This is a genomic window from Sediminihabitans luteus (assembly GCF_002797595.1).
Lineage (GTDB): Bacteria > Actinomycetota > Actinomycetes > Actinomycetales > Cellulomonadaceae > Paraoerskovia > Paraoerskovia lutea.
Genome location: NZ_PGFE01000001.1, coordinates 984,944 through 1,008,716 on the forward strand (window position 1 = coordinate 984,944; position 23,773 = coordinate 1,008,716).

The 23,773-nt window shown below is 74.3% G+C and carries 24 protein-coding genes and 1 tRNA gene; 5 read left to right on the forward strand and 20 right to left on the reverse strand.

Annotated features, from left to right (window positions below):
- Nucleotides 1-42 precede the first annotated feature (42 nt).
- From CLV28_RS15400 to CLV28_RS04575, 3 genes are read right to left on the reverse strand one after another with little or no spacing between them, the layout of a single operon-like run.
- Entirely contained in the window at nt 43-1,107 is a 1,065-nt protein-coding gene (locus tag CLV28_RS15400) for a hypothetical protein (RefSeq protein ID WP_157802490.1), read from the reverse strand.
- 34 nt (nt 1,108-1,141) lie between these two features.
- The gene (gene dcd / locus CLV28_RS04570; RefSeq protein WP_100422029.1) at nt 1,142-1,717 is read right to left on the reverse strand and encodes a dCTP deaminase; all 576 of its coding nucleotides are present in this window, start codon (nt 1,715-1,717) and stop codon (nt 1,142-1,144) included.
- Between the two features lie 57 nt (nt 1,718-1,774).
- Nucleotides 1,775-2,326, reverse strand: a complete 552-nt coding sequence (locus CLV28_RS04575; protein ID WP_239073322.1) for a TM2 domain-containing protein — start codon at nt 2,324-2,326, stop codon at nt 1,775-1,777.
- 116 nt (nt 2,327-2,442) lie between these two features.
- On the opposite strand from CLV28_RS04575, the gene CLV28_RS04580 reads away from it, so the two are divergent.
- Nucleotides 2,443-2,513 (forward strand) — tRNA-Gly (locus tag CLV28_RS04580).
- A gap of 95 nt (nt 2,514-2,608) precedes the next feature.
- Here the strand turns inward: CLV28_RS04580 and CLV28_RS04590 are convergent.
- The 13 genes from CLV28_RS04590 to CLV28_RS04650 all read right to left on the reverse strand — a co-directional run bounded on the left by CLV28_RS04590 (nt 2,609) and on the right by CLV28_RS04650 (nt 14,467).
- On the reverse strand, nt 2,609-3,148 hold the full coding sequence (locus tag CLV28_RS04590) for a GNAT family N-acetyltransferase (protein ID WP_100422030.1): 540 nt from the start codon (nt 3,146-3,148) through the stop codon (nt 2,609-2,611).
- A 3-nt stretch (nt 3,149-3,151) separates the two neighbouring features.
- Nucleotides 3,152-3,433, reverse strand: a complete 282-nt coding sequence (locus CLV28_RS04595; protein WP_100422031.1) for a type II toxin-antitoxin system TacA family antitoxin — start codon at nt 3,431-3,433, stop codon at nt 3,152-3,154.
- A 157-nt stretch (nt 3,434-3,590) separates the two neighbouring features.
- Nucleotides 3,591-4,109: a flavin reductase family protein gene (locus CLV28_RS04600; RefSeq protein WP_100422032.1), complete on the reverse strand. Its 519-nt coding sequence runs from the start codon at nt 4,107-4,109 to the stop codon at nt 3,591-3,593.
- On the reverse strand, nt 4,106-4,747 hold the full coding sequence (locus CLV28_RS04605; RefSeq protein ID WP_100422033.1) for an NADPH-dependent FMN reductase: 642 nt from the start codon (nt 4,745-4,747) through the stop codon (nt 4,106-4,108). The genes CLV28_RS04600 and CLV28_RS04605 overlap by 4 nt, the downstream gene beginning before the upstream one ends.
- Nucleotides 4,744-6,024, reverse strand: a complete 1,281-nt coding sequence (locus CLV28_RS04610; protein ID WP_100422412.1) for an MFS transporter — start codon at nt 6,022-6,024, stop codon at nt 4,744-4,746. Before CLV28_RS04610 ends, CLV28_RS04605 begins: the two co-directional genes overlap by 4 nt.
- Nucleotides 6,021-7,391, reverse strand: coding sequence for an LLM class flavin-dependent oxidoreductase (locus tag CLV28_RS04615; protein WP_100422034.1), 1,371 nt, complete (start codon nt 7,389-7,391; stop codon nt 6,021-6,023). Before CLV28_RS04615 ends, CLV28_RS04610 begins: the two co-directional genes overlap by 4 nt.
- 46 nt (nt 7,392-7,437) lie before the next feature.
- Nucleotides 7,438-8,349 carry an ABC transporter permease gene (locus CLV28_RS04620; RefSeq protein ID WP_100422035.1) on the reverse strand — a complete coding sequence of 304 codons (912 nt, stop codon included), beginning with the start codon at nt 8,347-8,349 and terminating at the stop codon, nt 7,438-7,440.
- Nucleotides 8,346-9,137 (reverse strand): ABC transporter ATP-binding protein, encoded by a 792-nt coding sequence (locus CLV28_RS04625; RefSeq protein WP_239073327.1) that lies wholly within the window; start codon nt 9,135-9,137, stop codon nt 8,346-8,348. The genes CLV28_RS04620 and CLV28_RS04625 overlap by 4 nt, the downstream gene beginning before the upstream one ends.
- 80 nt (nt 9,138-9,217) lie before the next feature.
- Nucleotides 9,218-10,381 (reverse strand): ABC transporter substrate-binding protein, encoded by a 1,164-nt coding sequence (locus CLV28_RS04630; RefSeq protein WP_100422037.1) that lies wholly within the window; start codon nt 10,379-10,381, stop codon nt 9,218-9,220.
- 165 nt (nt 10,382-10,546) lie between these two features.
- Nucleotides 10,547-11,071 (reverse strand): RrF2 family transcriptional regulator, encoded by a 525-nt coding sequence (locus CLV28_RS04635; protein WP_244900135.1) that lies wholly within the window; start codon nt 11,069-11,071, stop codon nt 10,547-10,549.
- 14 nt (nt 11,072-11,085) lie between these two features.
- A complete protein-coding gene (locus CLV28_RS04640) occupies nt 11,086-12,105 on the reverse strand; it encodes a pirin family protein (RefSeq protein ID WP_100422039.1) in 1,020 nt (339 codons plus the stop codon).
- A 773-nt stretch (nt 12,106-12,878) separates the two neighbouring features.
- On the reverse strand, nt 12,879-13,868 hold the full coding sequence (locus CLV28_RS04645; protein WP_100422040.1) for a hypothetical protein: 990 nt from the start codon (nt 13,866-13,868) through the stop codon (nt 12,879-12,881).
- Between the two features lie 74 nt (nt 13,869-13,942).
- The gene (locus CLV28_RS04650; RefSeq protein ID WP_100422041.1) at nt 13,943-14,467 is read right to left on the reverse strand and encodes a DinB family protein; all 525 of its coding nucleotides are present in this window, start codon (nt 14,465-14,467) and stop codon (nt 13,943-13,945) included.
- 95 nt (nt 14,468-14,562) lie between these two features.
- Here CLV28_RS04650 and CLV28_RS04655 point away from each other — a divergent pair, with 95 nt between their 5' ends.
- Nucleotides 14,563-15,165, forward strand: coding sequence for a TetR/AcrR family transcriptional regulator (locus CLV28_RS04655; RefSeq protein ID WP_100422042.1), 603 nt, complete (start codon nt 14,563-14,565; stop codon nt 15,163-15,165).
- Nucleotides 15,162-16,511 carry an MFS transporter gene (locus CLV28_RS04660; RefSeq protein ID WP_157802491.1) on the forward strand — a complete coding sequence of 450 codons (1,350 nt, stop codon included), beginning with the start codon at nt 15,162-15,164 and terminating at the stop codon, nt 16,509-16,511. Before CLV28_RS04655 ends, CLV28_RS04660 begins: the two co-directional genes overlap by 4 nt.
- 152 nt (nt 16,512-16,663) lie before the next feature.
- Here CLV28_RS04660 and CLV28_RS04665 read toward each other — a convergent pair whose 3' ends face one another.
- Together CLV28_RS04665 and CLV28_RS04670 are read right to left on the reverse strand one after the other, a co-directional pair.
- A complete protein-coding gene (locus tag CLV28_RS04665) occupies nt 16,664-17,434 on the reverse strand; it encodes a MerR family transcriptional regulator (protein WP_100422044.1) in 771 nt (256 codons plus the stop codon).
- Nucleotides 17,435-17,486: 52 nt separating this feature from the next.
- Nucleotides 17,487-18,179 carry an HAD hydrolase-like protein gene (locus CLV28_RS04670; protein ID WP_100422045.1) on the reverse strand — a complete coding sequence of 231 codons (693 nt, stop codon included), beginning with the start codon at nt 18,177-18,179 and terminating at the stop codon, nt 17,487-17,489.
- Between the two features lie 145 nt (nt 18,180-18,324).
- Here CLV28_RS04670 and CLV28_RS04675 point away from each other — a divergent pair, with 145 nt between their 5' ends.
- Nucleotides 18,325-19,869 (forward strand): hypothetical protein, encoded by a 1,545-nt coding sequence (locus CLV28_RS04675; RefSeq protein WP_100422046.1) that lies wholly within the window; start codon nt 18,325-18,327, stop codon nt 19,867-19,869.
- Between the two features lie 104 nt (nt 19,870-19,973).
- On the forward strand, nt 19,974-20,813 hold the full coding sequence (locus CLV28_RS04680; RefSeq protein WP_100422047.1) for a DUF308 domain-containing protein: 840 nt from the start codon (nt 19,974-19,976) through the stop codon (nt 20,811-20,813).
- Nucleotide 20,814: 1 nt separating this feature from the next.
- Here CLV28_RS04680 and CLV28_RS04685 read toward each other — a convergent pair whose 3' ends face one another.
- Nucleotides 20,815-21,663, reverse strand: a complete 849-nt coding sequence (locus CLV28_RS04685) for a sugar phosphate isomerase/epimerase family protein (RefSeq protein ID WP_100422413.1) — start codon at nt 21,661-21,663, stop codon at nt 20,815-20,817.
- A 56-nt stretch (nt 21,664-21,719) separates the two neighbouring features.
- Nucleotides 21,720-23,702, reverse strand: a complete 1,983-nt coding sequence (locus CLV28_RS04690; protein WP_100422414.1) for an NHL domain-containing thioredoxin family protein — start codon at nt 23,700-23,702, stop codon at nt 21,720-21,722.
- Between the last annotated feature and the right edge of the window lie 71 nt (nt 23,703-23,773).

Sequence of the window (23,773 nt, forward strand, 5' to 3'; positions counted from 1 at the left end):
GCGAAGATCACATCTTCCCGACCGAGCGGTCAGTGAGTGCGGTCAGAGGTCGTCGGGCTCGACCAGAAACCCCGCCTCGTCGGCGATCTCGCCTCCCACGGCGCCGTGCAGCGCCTTGGCCAGGGCGGCGACGATGCCCGCCGAGCGCTTGCGCGCGACCGTGTACTCCATGGGCGGGAACTCGTCCTGGGACGCCGCGAGGTCGTCCGGCTCCCAGCGCACGCGGTACGAGACCGCGCCGCCGGCCGCCCACGGCAGGCCGCGCAGCAGGAACGGCAGGTCGGGCTCGTCGCCGATCTCGACCGCGATCATGCCGTCGACGCCGAGGTCGAGCAGCAGCCCGTACCCGTCGAGCGGCTCGCCGCTCGTGAGCGCGGCGATGTCGACGTCGTCGGCGGCCGCGTGGATCTGCTTGCGGACCGCCGGGTCCATCTGCTCGCCCCGGTACAGGGGCTTGTCCGCGATGCCCGCGGGCGGACCCTGCCAGTCGACGCCGTCCATCGCGAGCCGGATCCGCCCGTCGACCTGCCCGAGCACGGCCTGCGCGGCGTCGGGCTCGAGCCAGACGTCCGAGTAGAGCGTCATGTCGACCGCGACCCCCGGGTCCGGCGTCAGGACGATGCCGGGCGCGCCCGACGACGGCACGTCGACCGCGATCGAGCCGCCCAGCCGGCGTGCGGCCTCCACCAGCCAGTCGACCGCGCGGCGCTCCTCCTTCTCGGGAAGACCCGCCGGGAAGGCCCGGCCCAGTCCGTCACGGTCGCCCGACCCCGGGAACGCGGCCTCGCCGCGCTCGCGCGGCGTCACGACGTCGAAGACCATGGCCGACCCGGGCGGCAGGCCCGGGCCCGGGGCGAACGGACCGGTGAGCGTGGTGTGCCGCGAGGTGCGCAGCACCCCCGGCTCGCCCGGCGCGGCCGTGCGCGGCGCGACCGTCGCGGGCTCGACGCCCGCGGGGACGACGTCCCACCGGGCCCCGGCGAAGCGGGAGACCGCGAGGGTCTCGACCTCGTCGACCAGGACGTCGCCCGGCAGCACGAGCAGGTGCCGCGCCTGGTAGCCGGCGGCGGTCGACAGCGGGAGCGGTGGCAGGGAGGCGGGAGGCATCGTCGTCTCGTTCGTCGGTTCGTGCGGTCCGGCGTCAGACCGTCGTGCGGTGGAAGTTCTGGAACGAGCGCGACGCCGTCGGTCCGCGCTGCCCCTGGTAGCGCGAGCCGTACACGCTCGACCCGTACGGGTGCTCCGACGGCGACGACAGGCGGAAGAAGCACATCTGGCCGATCTTCATGCCCGGCCACAGCGTGATCGGCAGCGTCGCGACGTTCGACAGCTCGAGCGTCACGTGGCCCGAGAACCCGGGGTCGATGAACCCGGCGGTCGAGTGCGTGAGCAGGCCCAGACGGCCCAGGCTCGACTTGCCCTCGAGACGCGCCGCGACGTCGTCCGGCAGCGTGACCGCCTCGAACGTCGACCCGAGCACGAACTCGCCCGGGTGCAGGATGAACGGCTCGTCCGGGTCGACCTCGACGAGCCGCGTGAGCTCGGGCTGGTCCTCGCGCGGGTCGATGAACGGGTACTTGTGGTTGTCGAACAGCCGGAAGTACTTGTCGAGGCGCACGTCGATGCTCGACGGCTGGAGCATCGCCGGGTCGTACGGGTCGAGCTGGACACGGCCGGCGTCGAGCTCGGCGCGAATGTCACGGTCGGAGAGCAGCACGCCGCCACGGTAGCCGATCGGGCAGCCCCGGAGTAGGGCCGCCCGACCAGCGACCCGTCAGTCGCGCAGCGGACGCCCCGAGCGGTCGCGCGAGAACGAGCCCGTCTTGTCCGTGAGGTAGAGGATCCCCTCGATCAGACCCCAGATCCCGACGGCCCACGCGAGGAACCCGAACGAGAGCACCGAGATCAGGAGCATCGTGATCCCGAGGCCCGTGTACCCGGTGTAGAAGCGGTGGATGCCGAGCGCGCCGAGGAAGATCCCGAGCAGGCCCGCCGCGAGGCGCGACTTGGCGTACGGGTCCTGCGCCGCGTACGGCGCGGGATACGGGGGCTGGCCCGGCTGGGTCGGCTGGCCGTAGGGCTGCTGCCCGTACGGCTGCTGGCCGTACGGCTGCTGGCCGTACGGCTGCTGCGGGGCCTGGCCGTAGGGCTGCTGACCGTACGACTGCTGACCGTAGGGCTGCTGCGGGGCCTGGTCGTAGGCCTGCTGCGCCGGGTACCCGGTCGGTCCCGCGGACCCGTACGGGGGCGTCTGGTCCTGCGGCAGCGGAGCGGTCGGCTGGTCGTTGCCGCTCGCGTAGGGGTCGTACGGGTCCTGGCTGCTCACGGCAGTCGTGTCTCCTCGGTGGACGGCGCCGGTTCTGGAATCACCGACGCATCTGGGTATGATCGTGTCGCATGTCTGGGTATGCTCGTGTCGCACGCATCCGTCAGGCGTGCGACGCGGATGTAGTTCAATGGTAGAACTTCAGCTTCCCAAGCTGATAGCGCGGGTTCGATTCCCGTCATCCGCTCGGTCCGCGAAGGCCCCCGCACCTCCACGGTGCGGGGGCCTTCGTCGAGCGGGGGCCTTCGTCGTGCGGGGGCGTTCGCGGCCTCGCGACGCGTCCTACTGCTCCGCCGCGAGCGTTGCTCGTGCGTGCGCCTCGTACGTCGCGCGGATGTCCGCGGTCGTGCGGTAGAGGTCCAGGCAGTCGGGGTCATCGGGGTCGCACGGCAGGAATCCCATCGCGTCGACCCACCAGCGACGCGCGTCCGCGTCGCGCGCGTTCACGAAGACGGCCTTGAAGCCGACGTCGGCGCTGGTCGTGACGGCCACGTTCAGGCCGTGGATCGCGAGCCGGGTGCCCAGGCCCTTCCTCTGGTAGCGCTGGTCCACCGCAAGTCGTCCGATGAGAAGTCCGGGGATGAGGACCGGTGAGCCCCTGCGAAAGGCAGGGGCGGACGTGCGCGCGACCGCCGTCATCGACAACGTCATGTACGCGACGACCTTCAGGGCGGTGTCGGTCACGACCCACACGACCGCGGTGCCGGTCTTCTGGGCCTTCGTCGACGTCTGCTTCAGATACTCGTCGAGAGTGTCGGCGCCGCTGCGTAAGCCGGTGCGGTCGTGGGCCCTGGTGAGCGGGACGGGGCGCAGGAGCTCCACGCGTCAGTCGGCCCAGGTGAAAGCGGTCGGGCGGCTGAGCGCCGCAAGCATCCTGGGACTGACCTCCGCGGGACGTGCGAGTGCGTCGGAGAGCTCCGCGGCCGCGGCCGGGCCCAGGACGATCGTGTGACGATCGGCGAGCACGAGGTCGACGCGTTGACGCACCGCGGCTGTGACGAACGACGACAGCGACGTGCCCTCGATGCGTGCGGCCTCCTCAGCGCGGTGCTTCTCGTCCGGGCTGACACGGACCTGCAGACGCTCGTCCTTCGTTGCAGCACTCATGTACTCACAATGGCATCACGCGGTGGGTCGTGCAAGACCCCGTGCAAGCGCACGTCAGGGACCGCTGCCGCAGCGCCGCGACTCCGCGCACGACGGCCCCCGCACCACCTCGGTGCGGGGGCCGACGTCGTCGGGGCGACCCGTCATCGGCGGGCCGTCAGACCCGCGCCCCCAGCGCCCGGTACCCCCGGTCGTGGAACACGAGCGGTGCGACGTCGTCGCGCACGTGGTGCGCGAGGACCTCGACGGTCACGATCCGGCTGCTGCCCGCCACGACCCGGTCGAGCACCCGCCCGTGGACCCAGCCCGCGGCGCCGTCGACCACGGCCTCTCCCGAGGGCAGGGGCACCCACCCGCCGTCCGCGAACCGGTCGATGCCGCTCGTCGCGAACCGCGCCGACAGGTCGGCCTGGTGCGCGCCGAGAAGGCTCACCGCGACGGTCCGCGCCGTGGCGAGCGCGGGCCACGACGACGAGGTCGCCGCGAGGGAGAACGCGACGACGGGCGGGTCGGCCGAGACCGAGATGACCGACGTCGCGGTGAACCCGACGTGACGCCCCTCGTGCACGGTCGTGACGACGGCGACGCCCGCAGGGTGCCCGCGGAACACCGCGCGCAGGGCCTCGGGCGGCACGGGGACGGCGGTCGCGTGCCGGGTCTCGTCGACGGCGGTCATCGGGCACCTCCGGCGAGCACGACGTGGGGGGTGACCGCGTCGGAGCTCACGCCCCCGGCGCGCGGGGCGTGCACGGCCCGCGCGAGGTGCCCGACCGACTCGTCGAGCCACCGCCGCACCACCTGGTCGGCGTGCGGGATCTCGGACTCGAGCACGCTCAGCGGGCGCGCTGGGAGCGTCGCACCGAGCTCGGCGAGCAGCGGCGCGAGGTGCCGCTCCCCCGCCGCCGCGTGGTGCGGCGCGGCGGAGACGACCACGGGCACCGCGGCGACGCCCGCGAGCCCGCCGGCCGGGAGCCGGTCGAGGAACGCCTTGAGCAGCCCCGTGTAGGAGCCCTTGTAGACGGGTGTCGCGACGACGGTCAGCGTCGCCTCCCCGAGCGTGCGCAGGGCGTCGTCGACGCCCTCGCCGCCCGTCAGGACGCGCCCGCCGAGCGTCGCGAGGTCGATCGTCTCGACCGCGCCGTCGATGCCGAGGCGGCTGGCCGAACGCTCGGCGACGAGCCGGGCCACGGCGAGGGTGCGCGACCCGGCCCGCGGGTTGCCCACGAGGACGACGACGCGGGCGGGGTGGCCCTCGGAGGTGCGGTCGGTCTGGTGCGAAGGGTTCTGGCGCGAAGGGTTCTGCTCGATGGTCATGGCACGGTTCCGTTCGTCAGGTCGGTGGTGGTCGGGACGCCGCCGGTCGGCACGCTGCCGGTCGGCACGCTGCCGGTCGGCGCGCTGGTCACGACGTCGCGACATCGGTCCGCGCGCGACGGCACGTACCGGGGCACGGTGCGCCACAGGGTCCAGCCGGCCGCGGTCGCCCCGACCGCGAGGACGGCGCCGGCTGCGGCGAGCGGTGCGACCGCGGCCACGAGGGCGACGAGCGCGGGCCCGGCGAGCGCGCCCGCGTCGTGCAGCAGGCGCCAGGACGCGAGGAACTCGGCGCGGGCAGACGCCGGGGCGACGTCGGCGCCGAGCGTCATGACGCTCCCGTTCGTCATGCCGTTGCCCAGGCCGAGCAGCACCGTGGCGGCGAGGAACGTCGCGGGCGACCCCGTGAGCGGCAGCACGCAGAACCCGAGCGCGAGGACGCCCATCGCGGGGACGGTCACCACGCGCCGTCCGACGCGGTCCATGAGCGCGCCGGCGGGGTACGACGCGGCGACGTCGACCGCGTTCGCCACGCCCCAGGCGAGGCTCGCGGCCGCCGGGCCGAGCCCGATGTGCTCGGCCCACAGCGGCACGACGGCCGTGCGGGCCGCGCGGGCCAGCCCCAGGAGCGCGACCCCGGTGCCGAGCGACGCGAGCAGCGCGGCGTTGGCCCGCGCGACCGTCACGACGCGCGACCCCGGTGCCGAGGGCGGCACCGCGAGGTCCGGGACACGGACCATGAGCACGGTCGCGACCAGGACCGCGACCAGCTCGACGACGAACCCGCCGCGCGGACCGAGCGAGAGCACCACGGCCCCGCCCAGGAACGGGCCGACGAAGAACCCGACCCGCATCGCGGCGGTCATGGTCGACATGACCCGGGCCCGGGCCTGCGGCGGCACCGCGGCCGCGAGGTACGTCATGCGTGCCAGGCCCCACACGGCGCCCGCGGCACCCGTGACGAGCACCCCGACGGCGAGCCAGAGCACGTCGGGCGCGAGCAGGCTCAGCGTCACGCCGGCCGCGCCCACGACGCCGGACGCCGCGATCGCCGTCCGCTCGCCCCAGCGGGCCACGACCGCCCCCGCAGGGAGGTCGGCCAGGAGCAGGCCGAGGGCGCCGAGCGCCACGACCAGCCCCGCGACCGGCACGGACGCGCCGAGCTCACGCGCGGCGAGCGCCACGACCGGCGCCGCCGCGCCCTGGCCCAGGCCCAGCACGCCCGCGGGGACGTGCACGGCCGTGAGCAGGGTGCGGCGGCTCGGCGCGGGGATCATGCGCTCGCGCGGGCCCCGAGGGCCGCCCTCTGACGCGTCCACCGGTTCTCGGGCACTTCGAGCCCGAGGTGGTCGCGCAGCGTCGTGCCCTCGTACTCGGTGCGGAACAGCCCGCGCCGCTGGAGGATCGGCACGACGTGGTCGGTGAACGCGTCGAGGCCGAGCGGCAGTGCGGGCGGCATCACGTTGAACCCGTCGGCGGCGCCCTGCGTGAACCACGTCTCGATGCGGTCCGCGATCTGCTCGGGCGTGCCGGCCACGACCTGGTGGCCGCGGGCCCCCGCGAGCCGGTGCAGGAGCTCTCGCAGCGTGGGCCGGTCGCGCCGCACGATCCCCGCGACGACCTGGAACCGGCTGCGCGTGTTGTCGGTGACGTCGCCCGCGTCGGCGAACAGGTCGAGCGGCACGGGCGCGTCGAGGTCGAGGGTCGTCAGGTCGACGCCGGCCTGCGCGCCGAGGTTGCGCAGCCCGTACTCGGGCACCGTGAGCTCGTTGAACGTCGCCTCGAGCTCGCGCGCCTCGGCCTCGGTCGACCCGATGAACGGGCTGATCCCGGGCAGGATCTTGATCTGGTCGGCCGAGCGGCCGTGCGCGAGCGCAGTCCGCTTGACGTCCGAGTAGAAGGCCTGCGCGTCCTCGATCCGCTGGTGCGCGGTGAAGATCGCCTCGGCCCACCGGGCCGCGAAGTCACGGCCCGCGTTCGACGCACCGGCCTGGACGATCACGGGGCGGCCCTGCGGCGTGCGGCGCACGTTGAGCGCGCCGGCGACCGCGAGGTGCTCGCCCGTGAAGTCCGCGGGGTGGATGCGGTCGGGGTCGGCCCACCGGCCCTGCACGCGGTCCGCGAGCGCCGCACCCTCCTCCCAGGAGTCCCACAGCCGGGTCGTCGCCTCGAGGAACTCCTCGGCCCGTGCGTACCGGGCCAGGGGGTCGGGGTGCGCGTCGAGACCGAAGTTGGCTGCGGCGTCCGCGGACTGGGTGGTCACGACGTTCCACCCGGCCCGGCCGCCGCTGAGGTGGTCGAGCGAGGCGAACAGCCGGGCGAGGTTGTAGGGCTCGTAGAACGTGGTCGAGGCGGTCGCGACGAGGCCGATGCGCCGGGTGTGGGCGGCGATCGTCGCGAGGGTCAGGAGCGGCTCGGGCCCCTCGGCGGGGTTGTGGTCGACGCCGCTGTGGAGCACGGGTCCGTCGGCGAAGAACACGGCGTCGAGCTTGGCGGCCTCGGCCTTGCGGGCCAGCTCGACGTAGTAGGTGGGGTCGTAGATGCGGGACGGGTCGGTCGACGGGTGCCGCCACGCGGCCTCGTGGTGACCGAGGTGGTACAGGAACAGGTTGAGGCTCAGGGTGCGGGGACGGGGTGCGGGCATGGTCGTGCCTTTCGCGTGGTCGCGGGCGAGGGTCGGGTGGCGGGCGTCAGGCGGTGCGCCAGCGCGAGAGCCGGCGCTCGACGGTCACCAGGAGCGTGTTGACGGCGACCCCGACGAGCGCGATCGTCAGGATCCCGGCGTACATCTCGGGGATCTGGAAGTTGAACTGCGTGTACGTGATGTAGAAGCCGAGGCCGGCCTTGGCGCCGACCATCTCGGCGGCGATGAGCACGAGGATCGACGCGGTCGCGGCCATGCGCACGCCCGTGAAGACCGTGGGGACGGCCGCCGGGAGCACGACCTTGGTGAACAGCGCGACCCGGCCGAGGCCGAGCGAGCGCGCGCTGCGCACCAGGAGCGGGTCGACGGTGCGCACGCCCGTGATCGTGCTGAGCAGGATCGGGAACGAGCAGGCGTAGACGACGATCGCGATCTTCGACGTCTCCCCGATGCCGAGCACGAGGATGAACACGGGCAGCAGCGCGAGCGCCGCGGTGTTGCGCAGCACCTCGAGGAACGGGCTGAGGTACTGCGCGGCGCGGTCGTTCCAGCCGATGAGCACGCCCGCGGGGATCGCGAAGGACACGGCGATCGCGAACCCGCTCACGGCGCGCACGAGGCTCGTGCCGACCTGCTCGGCGAGCGTGCCGTCGGCCACGAGGCCGCCGAACGTCGCGAGCACCGTGCTCAGGGGCGGCAGGAACACGGGGTCGACCCAGCCGAGGCGTGGCGCGAGCTCCCACAGGGCGAAGAACGCGACGAACGCGAGCGACGAGCGGAGCACCACGAGCCCCGTGCGCCGCGCGCGCCCGGAGCCGCCGCGCACCGCGAGCACGTTGCGGCGACCGAGCGTGGGCGGGTCGGCGAACGCGGGGGCGTCGACCCCGATCGCGTCCGTCGCCGGGTCGGTCCGGGGGCCGGCGGTCGGGCCGGCGTCACGGCTGATGGTCGTGGTCATGCCGCACCTCCGGTGCGCTCGGGCGTGCCGGCGGGGGCGTGCAGCGCCTCCCAGACGGTGTGCCGGTGGGCGACGAACCGGGGGTCCGTGCGCAGGTCGGTGCCGGCGAGCTCGTCGCCGCGGGGCAGGTCGACGTCGATCACGGTGCGGACCCTGCCGGGCCGCCCCGAGAGCACGACGACCCGTTGGCCCAGGTACACGGCCTCCTCGATGCCGTGCGTGATGAACACGATCGTCTTGCCCGTGGCCCGCCAGATGCGCAGCAGCTCGTCCTGGAGCTGCTCGCGCGTCTGCGCGTCGAGGGCCGCGAACGGCTCGTCCATGAGCAGCACCTCGGGGTCGAAGGCGAGCGCCCGGGCGATCGCGACGCGCTGCTTCATGCCGCCCGAGAGCTCGTGCGGGTAGCGGTCCTCGAACCCGGCAAGGCCGACGAGCTCGAGCTTCTCGCGGGCCACGCGCCGCCGTTCGGGCGCCGGCAGGCCGCGCGCCTCGAGCCCGAGCTCGACGTTGCGCTGCGCGCTGCGCCACGGCAGCAGCGCGTACTGCTGGAACACGATCCCGCGGTCGAGGCCGGGCCCCGTGACCTCGCGCCCGTCGACGAGGATCCGGCCGGACGTCGGGGTGGACAGCCCCGCGACGAGGTCGAGCAGCGTCGACTTGCCGCAGCCGGAGGGCCCGACGACGGTCACGAGCTCGCCCGCGGCGACGTCGAGCGAGAGGTCGTCGACCGCGACGAGGGTCGAGGGTGCGCGGCGCCGGTCGCCGCGCACCGTGAACTCCTTGCGCACGTGCTCGAACCGGAGCCGGGCGGGCGCGCCCGCGTCCGGGGCGAGGACGTCGGTGGCGGACGCCGCCGCCGCGGTGAGCGTCACGAGGTCACCTCCTCGCCGTCCGGGCCCGCGTCCGGGGCGTACGTGCCGTTGGCGTACGGGTTGTACTCGTTGGTGTAGAGGTCGGGGACGTCGAGCGACCCGGGCTCGATCTGGCCGTCGTCCTCGAGCCACTCGACCCAGCGGGAGATCTCGTCCTCCTGGATGACCCCGCCGGGGGTCGGGATCGACGTGGACTTCCAGTACTTGACGAGGTCGGTCGTCTCGCCGCGGTCGCGCTCCTCGAGGATCGACACGTAGCGCTCGCGGACCTCCTCGGGCGGCGAGGTCTGGGCCCAGCGGATCGCGCGGGCGGTGCCCTGCACGAAGTCCGCGACGGCGTCCTCGTTCCGGGCGATGAAGTCGTCGCGGAAGATGATCGAGCCGTACCCGAACTCGCCGTAGAGGTCGGCCTCGCCGAACAGCGCGGTCAGGCCGCCGCGCTCGAGCGCGGTGTCCTGGAGCACGCCGCCCAGGCTCACGGCGTCGACCTGGCCCTCGCGCAGCACCTGCTCGGCGTTGACGGGCGGGATGACGACGAGCTCGACCTCGTCGATCTCGTCCCGGCTCAGCCCCTCGTGCGCGAGCCAGTCGCGCAGGACCGTCTCGGACTGCGCGCCGAGCGTATTGACGCCGACCTTCTTGCCGATCAGGTCGCGGGCGCCCGTGACGCCGCTGCCCTCGAGCGCGTAGAAGTGGCTCGCGGTGAGGTCGTCCGCGCCGTAGTAGGTGATGACGGACGTGACGCCGGCGCCGGTCGAGGCGAGCTTGGCGATCGCGCCGTTGAACGCGTTGCCGTAGTCGGTCTCGCCCGTGACGGCCGCCTGGATCGACGCGGGGCCGCCGGTGACGTCGCCGACCCACTCGAGCTCGACGTCCTCGAAGTAGCCGAGGTCCTCGGCGAGCTCGGGGTAGCCGACGCTCGCGACGGCGCCCTGGTAGCGCAGCACGGTCGTGCCGTCGTCGCGGGTGGTCGCGCTCGACGCGGAGCAGGCAGTCAGGGCGAGGACGAGGACGCCGGCGGATGCCGGGAGCGTGAGCGCGCGCCGTCGGGCGAGGGCCCGGGTCGCGCTCGGGGTGGTCGTGCGGGGCGTGCGCCCGGTGGTGCTGGGTGCGTGCTGGGTGGTGCCGGGTGCGTGCTGGGTACGGATCTGGTGCGTCATGGTGTCTCCCGGGGTGGTGGCGGTGGGGCGGCGGTGCGGGCGGGGCGACACGAGGAGCGGTGGCGGGTGGGGTGCGTGGTCATGCGGACGACGGTAGTGAACTTGAGTCTTTTGCTCAAGAAGGGGTCACGATGCGAGAACGTGTAACGCGATGCCCTCCCGGGCTCAGCCGTCCTGCCGGCGTCCCACCCACGTCGCGCGACCGTTGGGCCGCGTCGCCCACGCGTCGTCGTCGGCGAGGAACGTCGCGGCGGGCTCGGGCAGGGCCGAGCGGGCGACGTCCTCGAGCGTGACCACGTCGAGCACCGAGCGCATCGACGCGCGCAGCGCGACCCAGACGTCGCGCACCGCGGTCGCGCGGCCGCCGTAGTCGACCTCCTCGACGTGCGTGCCCCCGACGGTCGCGAGCGGTCCGTCGATCGCGCGGATCACGTCGGCCACGACGATCTCGCGCGCGGGCGACGCGAGGCGCGTGCCGCCGTCCGCCCCCCGCCGGCTCTCGACGATCCCCGCCTGCTTGAGCGCGTTGAGGATCCCGAGCACGTACGCGACGGGCACGTCCTGCGCGGCCGAGAGGTCGTCCGCCTTGACGAACGCCTCCGGGCGGTCGCGGCCGGCGAGCTCGACGCACAGCCGCACCGCGTAGTCCACCTTCGCCGTGATGCGCACGCCCCAGTCTCTCACCGGCACGTCGCGGGCGACCCCTACCGCGTGCGCGGGCGCAGCCGCACGTCGGGCAGCGCGGGCGCGGGCAGCGGCGGCCCGGCGTACCCGTCGACGCGACCGAACCGCGCGCCCTCGGCGTGGCCCGGCGCCGCGCCGTCCGCCCCCGGCTCGAGCTGCACCTGCCAGTCGGCGCGCGCCCGGGCGACGTCCTCGTGGCTGCGCCCCACGAAGTTCCACCACATGACGATCTCCTCGTCGAACGGCTCGCCGCCGATCAGCACGGCCCGCACCGGGCCCGCGGTCGACGCGGTCACGCGCAGCTCGTCGCGCCCCGGCCCGACGTACCCGAGGGCGGACGGCGGCACGACCTCGCCCTCGAGCGTGGCCTCGCCGTGGTCGACGAGCAGCGCGTGCTCGTGCACGGGGTCGACGTCGAGCCGGACGTCGCTGCCCGGGTCGAGGTCGACCTGCGCGGCCACGAGCGGGGTGTGGGTCGTCGCGGGCGAGACCATCCAGCGCCCGCCGAGCCCCACGCGGCCCATGATGACCTGGACGCGCGCACCGAACGCGAACACGTCGGGCAGGTTGCCGTGGTGCTCGAACGACGGCCGGTCCCCGAGCGCCGAGGCCGGCAGCGCCGTCCACAGCTGGACGCCGTGCAGCACGGGCCCGTGCGACCGGGGCGACTCCTCGGAGTGCGAGATGCCGCGACCCGCGGTCATGAGGTTGAGCTCGCGCGGGCGCACGCGCTGCTCGCTGCCGAGCGAGTCGCGGTGCATCACCTCGCCCTCGAACAGCCACGTCACGGTCTGCAGCCCGGTGTGCGGGTGCGGGGGCACCTGCATCCCGGCGCTGCGCGAGACGTCGTCGGGCCCGTAGTGGTCGCAGAAGCACCAGGCCCCCACGAGCGAGCGCGCCCGCTGGGGGATCGTGCGGCGCACGGTCATGGCGCGCGGGCCGCCGAGGGGCACGTCGCGCGACGTCAGCACCTCGACCTGCGCGCCCTGGCTCCCGGCGCCGCACAGCTGTTCCTGGGGGCGGGTCTCGAGGTTGCTCATGGTGCGAGCGTAAGGAGCCTCGGGCGCGGGCGCGACGTCCTGTGGACGGCGGGCGGCGACGGCGGGGCCGATCCACACCCTCAGCGGGGCTCCGCGGCGTCGTTCCTGGCCGCGGAGCCCCGCTGTCGACCCCGTGCCCCGCGTCACCCGTCCGCCTCCCCAGGGACGCGGACGGTCGGGGCGCCGCGGTGACGTCGCGGCGTGGTGCGGTCTCGACGTCAGGGGTCCTGGGACCCTGACGCGTCGACCGACGCCCTCTCGTGGTCGAGGTTCCGGGTCCGGCGGGACCTGCGCCGTCACGCGCAGCCCTCGGCGTGCCGAGGATGTCGAGCCGTTCTCCGGTGTGGTCGGCAGCGACGCGGGTCGCGGGCGACGGCTCGTCGTCCACCGTCGGGTCCGCGGCATCGTCGCCGCCGTGGTCGTGTCTAGTACGTGGATGTGACGTGCGCAACAGCACGACGGCGATCCGGCGGGCCCCCAGGAAACGCACAGCGTCGTCCACAACCGGAGCCGCATGCTCCCGGAATCACCCACAACCCTGTGGACAAAATCTGTGGACAGCCCTGCCCAGTCCGTGGACGCCCGACGGGCCTCACCCCGCGGACACCGCGCGTTCACCCCGAGATCCGCGCCACACTCCCGCCGGACCCCCGTCAGGACGCGGCTGCGAGGCCCTGACCTGCACGGACGAGGTTGCCCACAGATTCGTCCACAGGCAGAGCCGTGCAGGCATCCCGCCCTTCACAGGGCTGTGGATAACAGGTGTGGACGGATTAGCCCCAGAGGCGCCCGTGCGACTCGTCCGCACCCCGCGCACGCAGGCCGGGGACCGGCGTGAGGAACCCGCCGTCGTCCACCACCGCACCCCCGACGCGCCGCTGCAGCGACTCCGCGAGCCGGGCCGCCGCCGCGCGCATGCGCGCCCGCGCGATCAGGTGCGTGCCCGACGGGTCCTCCAGGTCGAGCTCGTAGCCGTCCGTCGGGCGCCACGCGACCGCGTACGCGAACGGCCCGTAGTCACGCCAGTCGAGCGCCGCCAAGGCGTTCGGCACCGAGTCGACGCGCTGCATCGTCAGGTGCAGCGACCCGTCGTACGCCGACTCCCCCACGAGCGACGCGTACGCCGCGCCCCGCGCGTCGGTGCCCTCCGAGACGATGCGCGCGCCCGTGACCGCCTTGCGCAGCAGCGGCAGCATCTCGCCCGAGGTCAGCACCAGCGGCCCGTAGACTGTGAGGTCGACCGCGCCCTGCGGGTCCGGCCGCAGCACCGCGCGCGTGTCGGGCAGCACCGCGCCGCCGACGACCCGTGCGACCGCGACCGCCCAGCGCAGCACCTGCAGCTCGGCGCCCACCGGATGACCGGCCGGGAACGCCCGGGCGATGCCGTCCCGGTCGGGCCCGCCCTGCGCGGGCGCCCCGCGCTCGACCGTCGCCTCGGCGTGCAGCACCCACGTGTCGGTCGGCACCTCGAAGCCCGCGACCCGCCCCGCCTCGGTCGCGAACGGCCCTACGACCGTCCAGCCCGGGGTCAGCGCGAGCTCGCCCGGCTCGGCCGCGACCTGCACCGAGAGCCCACGAAACCGCGCCCCCGTCGACCGCGGCGCGCGACGTCCGGCCTCCTCCGCGCTCACCGGCTCGCGCGACCACGTCGCGTCGGGGAACCAGGCCCGGGCGAAGCCGTCGAGCGGCGTGGCGCCGGCCGGGACCACCAGGACGTGGTCGTGCGCGTACGCGGCCGGGAGGCCGCCTGAGATCTCCACCATGGCGGGACCGTAGACCCGCCAGGATTCCGCCGTGTTTCGCGCAGGCTACGGGGACGTTCGCGCAGGTGAGGGGGTCAGCGGGCCCCGACGTCGTGGAGGTGGTGCACCACGTCGTGGGCGAAGTACTGCCCGAGCGTGCGCACCGTGAACCGCGAGCCGTTGGACCGCAGGCCCGGGCGCTCCCACTGGTCCGGCACGACCGCGTCGAAGCGCCCGGCGACCCGGTCGGCCGCGATCTCGAGCTCGCGCGCGACGACCGCAGGCTCCTGCGAGGCGTAGTCGTCCGCGAGCGCCGTGGCGTCCTGGTCCCAGTTCGCGAACTCGGGCGCGTCCCCCTCGACCATCGACGCGAGCCGCACGTCGAACACCCCGAAGACGTCGCGCACGTGCGCGCCGTACTCGAGCGCCGACCAGACGTCGGGCGCCGGGCGGTCGCGCGCGTCCGGGCGGGCGAGCACCTCGACGTAGCGCGGCACGACCGCGCGCACGAGCGCGCCGACCGCGTCGGGCGTGACCGACGACGCCTCGAAGCCGCACTCGGGGCAGGGGCGCTCGAGGACCCAGGTCCAGTCCTTGGTGTCGGGCGTGATCTCCGTCATGGCCCGCAGCGTACCCGCGCGCCCCGACGCCGCGGGGACGCGCGACCGCCCGCGGGGATGCAGGCGATCTGACGACGCGTGCCTAGTATGTCAGCATGCCCAAGATCATCGGTGGATCCCTGCACGAGCATCGCGAGCAGACCCGGCAGAAGCTCTTCTCGGCCCTGTCGACGCTCATGATGGAGCGCGGGTTCGACGCGATCTCCCTCGCGGACATCGCCGCCGCCGCCGGGGTGGGGCGCACCGCCGTCTACAACCACTTCGCCGACAAGGAAGCCCTCCTGCTCGGGTTCATCACGCACGAGACCGAGCAGTACGTGGGCACGCTCGAGCGCGCGCTCGCCGACGTCGACGACCCCGTCGAGCAGCTGCGCACCTACATCCGCCAGCAGGCCCAGCTCACCCGCATCTTCCACCTCGCCCCCGGCCCGGACCTGCGCACCGTGCTGTCGCGCTCCACCCGCGCCCGCCTGCGCGAGCACGCCGTGATCGTCGAGGCGATCCTGCGCCGCATCATCACTGCGGGCGTCGAGCTCGGCGAGTTCCCCCGCCAGGACGTCGAGATCACCGTCAACCTCGTCAACGCGTGCCTCTCCGGTCGGCTGATCCCCGAGGAGACCGACGCTCGCGAGCGCGCCGTGAGCGCGACCGAGTCGTTCGTGCTGCGCGCCGTCGGCGCCGCCGTGCCCGCCGCGTGAGGCGCCCCCGACCACGCGACGGGTCCGCCGCGGAGCCCCTCGGCCCCGCGTTCACCAACGTCTTCACCGCGAACCTCACGTCCAGCCTCGGCGACGGCATCGCCCGCGTCGCCGCTCCCCTGCTCGCCGTCCGCCTGACCGACGACCCGCTGCTCGTCTCAGGCGTCGCCGCGGTCGCGATGCTGCCCTGGCTGTTCTTCGCGATCCCCGCGGGGATCCTGCTCGACCGGGTCGACCGACGACGCGCGCTCGGCGTCGCCAACACCGTGCGCGCGGCGCTCGCGGTGCTCCTGCTCGTGCTCGCCGCGACCGACGCGCTCACCATCTGGTGGCTCTACCTCGTGATCTTCGCGTACGGGGCGCTCGAGACCGTGTACGACGGCGCGATCCGCGCCGTCGTCCCGTCGATCGTGCCGCGGCGCGGGCTGCCCCGCGCGAACTCGCGCATCGAGGCGGGCGAGATCGTGGTGCAGCAGTTCGTCTCGGGGCCGATCACCTCGGCGCTCTTCGCGGTCGCGGTGGTCGTCCCGCTCGGGGTGGGAGCGCTGTCCTACGCCGTGGCCGCGCTGCTCGCCCTCTGGCTGCCCGCCGCCGCGGCAGGCGAGCACCGCACGGCTCCGCCGACCGAGGCGACCGCCTGGTACCGGCAGGTCGCCGACGGGTTCCGGTACATCGTGGGACATCCGATGCTCAAGCCGCTGTGGCTCCTGAGCACATTCATCGGCCTGTGCTTCTCGGCCGCGACCGCGACGCTCGCGCTGTTCGTGCTCGACGCGCTCGGCCTCGACGAGGCCTGGTACGGCGCGTTCCTGCTGTGCGGGGCCGTCGGTGCGCTGCTCGCCGCGACCGTCGTCGGGCGGCTCAAGGTGCGGCTCGGCGCCGGGACCGCGATGGCCGCGGCGAACCTCGTGGGCCCGCTGTCGCTCGTCACGCTCGGCGTGGTGCCGCTCGTGCTCGACGGCGGCGCCGCGATCGCCGTCGCGGCGGTGTGCGTCGCGGTCTCGTTCGGGTCGACCACCGTGTGGAACGTGCTCGTGATGTCGCTGCGCCAGGCCGTGATCCCCGGGCCGATGCTCGGCCGCGTCCACGGCACCTGGCGCACGCTGCTGTGGGGCGTCATGCCGCTGGGGTCGGTGCTCGGCGGACTGCTCGCGCGCGGCGGGCTGTCGCTGCCGCTCGTCGTCGCGGGCGGGCTCGCCGCCGCCGCGGCAGCGCTCGGCTTCCGGTTCCTGGCCGGCCTGCCCAACCCCGAGGACGTGCACGACGACCCGCCCGCCGCCCCGCCCGCCGACCCGCCCGCTGACTCGCCGACCGACTCCGACCCACGGGACGACTCGCCGAGGTAGAAGCGAGCGCGCGAGATAGAGGCCCCGGGGTTCTATCTCGCGCGCTCGGTTCTACCTCGCGGGCTGGCGGCACGGCATCACCGCACGCACCACTGCACGCACGCACGGCCGCACGGCATCACCGCACGCCCGCACGCACGCCCGCGCACCTCTCAGACCCGCCGGATCGCCCACTCCGCGAGCGCGTCGCGCACGAACGTCGCGCCCTCGACGCCGCCGTAGTGCGCGGCGAACCGGTCGTCGGCGACGTACGTCTCGCCGAGGCCGAGCACGTAGTCGACGTCGGGCTCTCCCCCGTGCCCGGGCGTGCCCGGGATCGCCCCGAGCCAGGCGACGTGCCGCTCCGCGAGCGCCTGTGCGACCTCGGACGACGGGTCGGTGCCCGCCGTCGCGGCCGCGACCCAGTCCTGCTGGAGCCGCGTCGCGTCGGCCTGCCAGGCCGACCGCTCGTCGTCCGACATCGAGCGCCACCAGGCGTCGGAGCGCGCGTACGCGTCCTTGCCCCAGCGTCGCTCGACCTCGTCCTTGTGCTGCGTGTGGTCGAACCCGTCGAGCATGTCCTTCGCCACGAGCCGGCCTCCTTCCGTGTCGTGCCGCGTGCGTGCGGCGATCGTGCGTTCGACCGACGCGACCTGTCGCGCCAGCCTGTCCTGCTCGGAGCGCAGCCACCCGAGGTGGGTGCGCAGGGCGTCGACCTCGTCGACCTGCCCGTCGAGCGCCTCGGCGACGGCCGGGAGGCCGAGCCCGAGCTCGCGCAGCAGGAGGATGCGCTGGAGGCGCACGAGCGCGTCGGCGTCGTAGTGCCGGTACCCGTTGGCGGCGACGCGCGTGGGACTCAGCAGCCCGATCGCGTCGTAGTGCCGCAGGGTGCGGCTCGTGGTCCCGGCGAGCCGGGCGACCTCGTGGATGGACCAGTCGTCCATGGCGTCCTCCTTCCGTGCACGATCCACGGTAGAAGTTGACGCTACGTCAAGGTCAAGCGATCAGTGCCGCCAGCTCGTCCGGGTGTCGGACGACGGTCACCGCCCCCGCGTCCTCGAGCTCACCGGGCTCGGCGTACCCCCAGGCCACGCCCACGGTCGCGATGCCGTGCGCGGCGGCGCCGTGCACGTCGTGCGAGCGGTCGCCGACCATGACGACGTCCTGCGGGTGCTCGCGCAGGTCGAGCCCGCGGGCGGCGAGCGAGGTGAGCGCGTGCTCGATCACGGCAGCCTTGGTCGCCCGGGGGCCGCCGTCCATGTCGGCGCCGAAGACGCCCTCGACATCGCCGACCATGTGCCGCGCGAGGTCGAAGTGCTCGGCGATCTGTCGGGCGAACACCTGCGGCTTGGACGTCGCGACCGCGAGCGGGAGGCCGGCCGCGCGCAGGGCGTCGAGCGCCTCGGGCACGCCGGGGAACACGGAGTTGCCGCCGAGCATGCCCTCGCGCCGGAACTCGGCGCGGTAGGCGTCGATCAGCGCGTCGCTCAGCTCGTCCGGGACGCCCTGCTCGGCGATGCTGACCTGCAACGGCGGCCCGACCATGGAGCGTAGCCCGGCGTCGTCCGGCACCGGGAGGCCGAGCGCGCCGAACGCGTGGCGCATCGACGCCATGATCCCGGGCGCGGAGTCGGTGAGGGTGCCGTCGAGGTCGAGCAGGACGAGGCGAGGGCGGGTCGGCAGCTGCATGCGCCCAGCCTCGCACGCGCGGGCGGAGCGCCTCCCGGCAACTGTTATTGAATCTTCATCTACTTTTCGGGACTTCGGCCCTTCGTGCCGCACGAAGCCTCGTAGCGTGGTCACCCTCCCCCGACGCGCCACCCCGAGGACTCCCATGACCCGCAAGAAGTCCGCCCTGCTCACGCTGGGCGTCGCGGCCGCGATCTGCGCCGCCCCCGTCGTCGCCGGCCCGGCCGCCGCGACCGAGCAGACGCCCACGGGCACCACCGCGTTCGGGGAGGCCGTCGCCCCCGCGCCCGTGAACGTCACGATCAGCGCGCGCGCCAAGGCGTACACCGACACCGAGACCACGACCCTCGCGGTCCACGTCTACAACAACGAGTCCGCGGCCGTGGACGTCAAGATCACCACGCCCTACGGCACGCAGTCCTTCAGCAAGGTCCAGCCCGGCAAGGCCGCCTACGTCGAGCTCCCGACGGGCCTCGGCACGGCCCCCGCGGGCAGCGTCACCGTCGCCGCGTACGTGCCCGCGACCCCCGACACCTCCGCCCGGTACACCGCCCGCACCGTGCAGTACGCCGAGGTCGTCGCGACGCAGAACCCGCGCGGCACCGCGAACGCCAACGCCTGGGTGCACCCCCAGGACGGGACGGTCTACCTCTCCGGGTACTACGTGAACAAGGGCGCCCACGCGGTCACCGTGCGCTACAAGACCCCGTACGGGAACTCGGACGCGCAGGTCGTGCAGCCCGGCAAGGCCGCGTACTTCACGGTCGACACGCACAAGGCGTCGGTGCCCGCAGGCTCCGCCGTCATCGCCGCGTACAAGTGGATCGAGGGCAAGGGCTACTACACCGACCTCCCCGTCGCGACGCCCGCGCTCGCCAACGCCGCCCCCGTCGTGACCATCACGTCGCCCTCGGTCGACGACGTCGTGCACCGCGGCTTCACCGTGACCGGCACCGCGACCGACGACTACGCGCTCGCCGACGACCTCGTGACGCTCCACCTGCGCCCGCTCAAGGACAACGGCAAGTGCGGTGCGTTCGTCGCGACCACCACGGCCCCCGTGGGGTCGGACGGCGCATGGTCGGCCACGTTCGCGGCTGCCGACCTCCCGGCCGGGCAGTACTGCGTCACCGCGCTCACGACCGACAACGCAGGCACGCAGAACGCCGGCGGCGGGACGCACCTCAAGGCGATCACGCTCGTCGACGACGAGGTCGTCGAGCCGGCGCCCGAGCCCGAGCCCACCGTCGACCCGGAGCCCGAGCCCACGACGGACCCGACCACCGACCCGACGCCCGGCGTCGACACCGGCGACCAGGACGGCACCGACACGGACGCGCCCGGCACGGACACGGAGTCCGGCACGTCGACCGGCACCGTCGAGACCCCGGAGCCCACCGACCCCGAGACCCCCGGCACGGAGGCCCCCAGCGCCGAGACCCCGGGCACCGAGACCACCGGCACCGAGACCACCGTCGAGGCGCCGGCGGCCGCCGCGCCCCGCGAGGTCCTCGGCGTCTCGGTCGCCGCGCCGACCGAGCAGATCGTCGCGGCCGCGGTCGCGACCCCGACGCTCGCGGCGACCGGGGCCACCTTCCCGGTGTACGCGACGCTCGCCGGCGCCGGGTCGCTCGTGCTCGCAGGTCTCGGCGGCGTGAGCGTCGCGCGGCGCGGTCGTCACCGCGCCTGATCGCTCCCCCGGGCGCCGTCGCGCGCGACGACGCCCGGGGCGCTACGTTGCGTCCACAGGCTGACGAGCGGCCGCCAGCGGGCGCGCCGAATGGGGAGGACGTCATGGCGGACGACGAGCTGCTGAGCACGCACACGTTCGAGGTCGCGAAGAAGGTCTGGGCGACCGCGCTCGTGCGCGGCGTGCTGTTCCTGGTGGTCGGCCTCGTGATCTTCCTGTGGCCCGACCTCGGCAACACGCTGCTGCAGTGGCTGTTCTTCGTGGTGTTCGCGCTCCAGGCCGTGGTGCTGATCGTCGAGTGGCAGCGCACCAAGGAGAAGGACGCGAACGGCGCGACGATCCGGCTCGTGCTCGGCATCATCGCGGCCGTGGCCGGTGTCGCGGTGCTCGTGTGGCCCGAGTCCACGTTCACCGCGATCCTGCGGATCGTCGCGATCTGGGCGATCGTCGCGGGCGTCGTCAACCTGGTCAGCGGCGTGCGGGCGTTCCGCGCCCGCCGTCCGGCGTGGGACTGGGAGCTCACGACCGCGCTGCTGTGGCTGTTCTTCGGCATCCTCGTGCTGGTCAAGCCGCTCGAGGACCTGCAGCTCGTGATCACCGCGCTGGCGGTGTTCCTCATCTTCACGGGCATCGTGCTGACCGTCGCCGGCTGGGCCCTGCACGTGTCCGCGAAGGACGCCGCGGCCGGCCGTCCCGTCTCGGCGCGCACCGGCACCGGGGCCGCGTCCGGCGGGTCCGCACGCACGGGGACGACGGCGGGTCCGGCGTCCGACACCTCGCGCGAGGTCGTGGTCGAGCCCGGCACCCTCCAGGCGGGCGCCTCGCCCGAGGCCACCGTGAACGTCGCGGGCGTGAGCGACGGCGGACCGGTCGGGACCGGTCCGTTCACCGCGGCCGGCACGACCGACGCCGCACCCGACCCGCGCGACGAGCCGCGCGACTGACTCAGCCCTCGACGGCCTCCGGCGCCCCTGCGGCGTCGGGGGCCGTCGTGCGTGCGGCGGCTCCGGCCGCGAGGTGCTCGCGCGCGAACGTCAGCGACTCCTCGAGGTCCTTCTCACGCTCGGCGTCGTCCTTGGCCTTGCGGGTCGTGATCTCGACGACCACGTCCCCGGACCAGCCCTGCTCGCCGAGCCGGTGCAGCACCTGCGCGCACGGCTGCGTGCCCCGGCCGGGCACCTTGTGCTCGTCGAACACCGCGCCCGTGCCGTCGGCGAGGTGCACGTGCCGCAGGCGCGGGCCGAACGAGTCCATCAGCACGAGCGGGTCCTGGTGCGCGACCGCGGTGTGCGAGATGTCGAGCGTGACCGACTCGTACGAGTGCTCCGACGGGTCCCAGCCCGGCAGGTAGGCGACGAGCTCGCGCTTGCCGCCGCGCCACGGGTACATGTTCTCGACCGCGATGGTCACGTCGGTGAGCCGCGCGAGGTCGTGCACCTGCTGCTCGAACCCGCGCGCGTACTCGCGCTGCCACCGGAACGGCGGGTGCACCACGACGGTGCCCGCCCCGAGCTCGACCGCCATGTCGACCGTGCGGGTGAGCTTGGGCGCCGGGCCGCCCTTCCAGACGCGCTGGCTCACCAGGAGCGTGGGCGCGTGGATGCTGCGGATCGGCATCGAGTACTTCGAGCTCAGCGCCTCGAGCAGGTGCGCCTCCTGCGTCGTCTCGTCGCCCCACACCATGACCTCGACGCCGTCGTAGCCGAGGCCGGCCGCGACGTCGAACGCGTACTCGGCGCGGCGCGGGTACGTCGACGCGGTGGACAGGGTCACGTGCACGCGCGGTTCGGACATGCCCGCCACACTAGACCGCGGCGCTGGTGCTCGCGTCCAGGCGGGCGGGGCACCGACTACCCCCGCAGCGGCAGCACCAGCACGCGGTCGCGGGCCGACGCCCCGCCCGGCACGACGCGCACCGGCACGCCCCAGTCCTGCTGGGCCAGGTGGCAGGCCGGGAACACGGTCTCCTCGTCACCGGGGGCCACGACGTCGCACGACGCCGCCTGCGCGGTCACGTGCAGCACGCCCTCGGTCACGTCCGGGTTGATGCGCAGCACGCGCGTCAGGTCGGTCGCGTCGCCCGCGCCGTCGAGCAGCAGCTCGGGCGGTGTCGCGCTGACCTGCAGGCGCGTCGAGGGGCCGAAGCGGTCGTCCATCTTCTGCCCCGGCGCGGGCGTGAACGGCACGTCGAGGCGCAGCTCGCCCGCGACGACGTCCGTCACGGGGCGCTGCGTGCGGTGCGCGCCCGCGTCGAGCACCTCGCCCGCGAGCGAGGCCGGCACCGCGACGCGCGTGAGCCGGTGCGCGGCCGACTCGACCACGAGCAGCTCGAGCCGCGCGTCGGGGCCGGGGGCGGCGTCCGCCCCGGTCCAGGGTGCGCCGTCCACGAGGACGACGACGTCGCTCGGCTCGGCGAGGCCAGTGGCCAGGGTCGTGACCTGGCCGGGGGCGCCGTCCGCCGCCGGGACGTACCGGCGCACCGCGCCGTTGTACGTGTCGGCGACGACGACCGAGCCGTCGGGCAGCGCCGCGACGCCGAGCGGGTGCTGCAGCAGCGCCTGGTCGGCCGCCCCGTCGCGGTGACCGAAGTCGAACAGCCCCTGGCCGACCACCGTCGTGACCGTGCCCTCGGGCGTGCCCGTGACCGCCTCGACCCGGCGCAGCGACGACGTCTCCGAGTCCGCGACCCACAGCGCGCCGTCCGGGCCCACCGCGAGGCCCGACGGCTGCGCGAACCACGCCTCCGCGAGACGGCCGTCGAGCAGGCCCTCGTTCATGGTCCCGCCGAGGTGCGCGATCCGGTCGCGCCCGAACCCCCACAGCGTGTGGTTGCCGGCCATGGCCACGACGAACGCGCCCATCGGCTCGAACCACACGACGTCCCACGGCGACGACAGCTTGACCGCGCGCGCGTCGAACGCGTCGTCGAGGTCGACCACCCCCGCCGTGCCGGGCACGTTGTCGGTCGCGCCGACCATGAACTGCTCGCCCGTGCCCGCGACCGTCGTCACGAGGCCGTCGGCGAGGCGCACCCCGCGCAGCACGTGGTTGACCGTGTCGGCCACCAGCACGTCGAACCCGGTCCGGGCGCGCAGCTCCTCCGGGACCAGGCACAGGCCGTTGGGCTCGCTGAACCGGGCGACGTCCGCCGCGCCGTCCACCAGCCCACGCTCGCCCGCGCCGATGCGCCGGACGACGGTCTCGCCGTCCGCCGCGAGCTCGACGAGGCTGTGGTGCCCGGCGTCCGCCACGAGCAGGTTGCCGTTCGGCAGGCCGATGGCCTTGCCCGGGAACCGCAGGGTGCCGGACGTCGCAGGCGGGGCCACGTACGGACCGGACCCCCGGTGCAGGGTCCCCTTGGCGTCGTGCTCGGCGACGAGCTCCGCGACGAGCGCCTCGAGCGCCGAGGCGTGCCCCTCACCTGCCATCTGCCACACCACGTAGCCCTCAGGATCGACGACGACGAGCGTCGGCCAGGCCCGCGCGGTGTACGCCGACCAGGTGACGAGCTCCGGGTCGTCGAGCACCGGGTGGTGCACCTCGTACCGCTCGACCGCCGCGGCGAGCGCGACCGGGTCGGCCTCGTGCGCGAACTTCGGCGAGTGCACGCCGATGATCACGAGCTCGTCGGCGAAGCGCCGCTCGAGGTCCCGCAGCTCGTCCAGCACGTGCAGGCAGTTGATGCAGCAGAACGTCCAGAAGTCGAGCACCACGACCTTGCCGCGCAGGTCGGCGAGCGTGATCTGCTCGCCGCCCGTGTTGAGCCAGCCGCGGCCGACGAGTTCGGAGGCGCGGACGCGCGGGAGGCGCGTCGGGGCGGGGGCGGCAGGGATCGAGGCGGGCGTGGTCTGCGTCGGCTCGGGGCCGGATGAGGTCGTGGATCGCACCGCCTGATTCTCCCGCA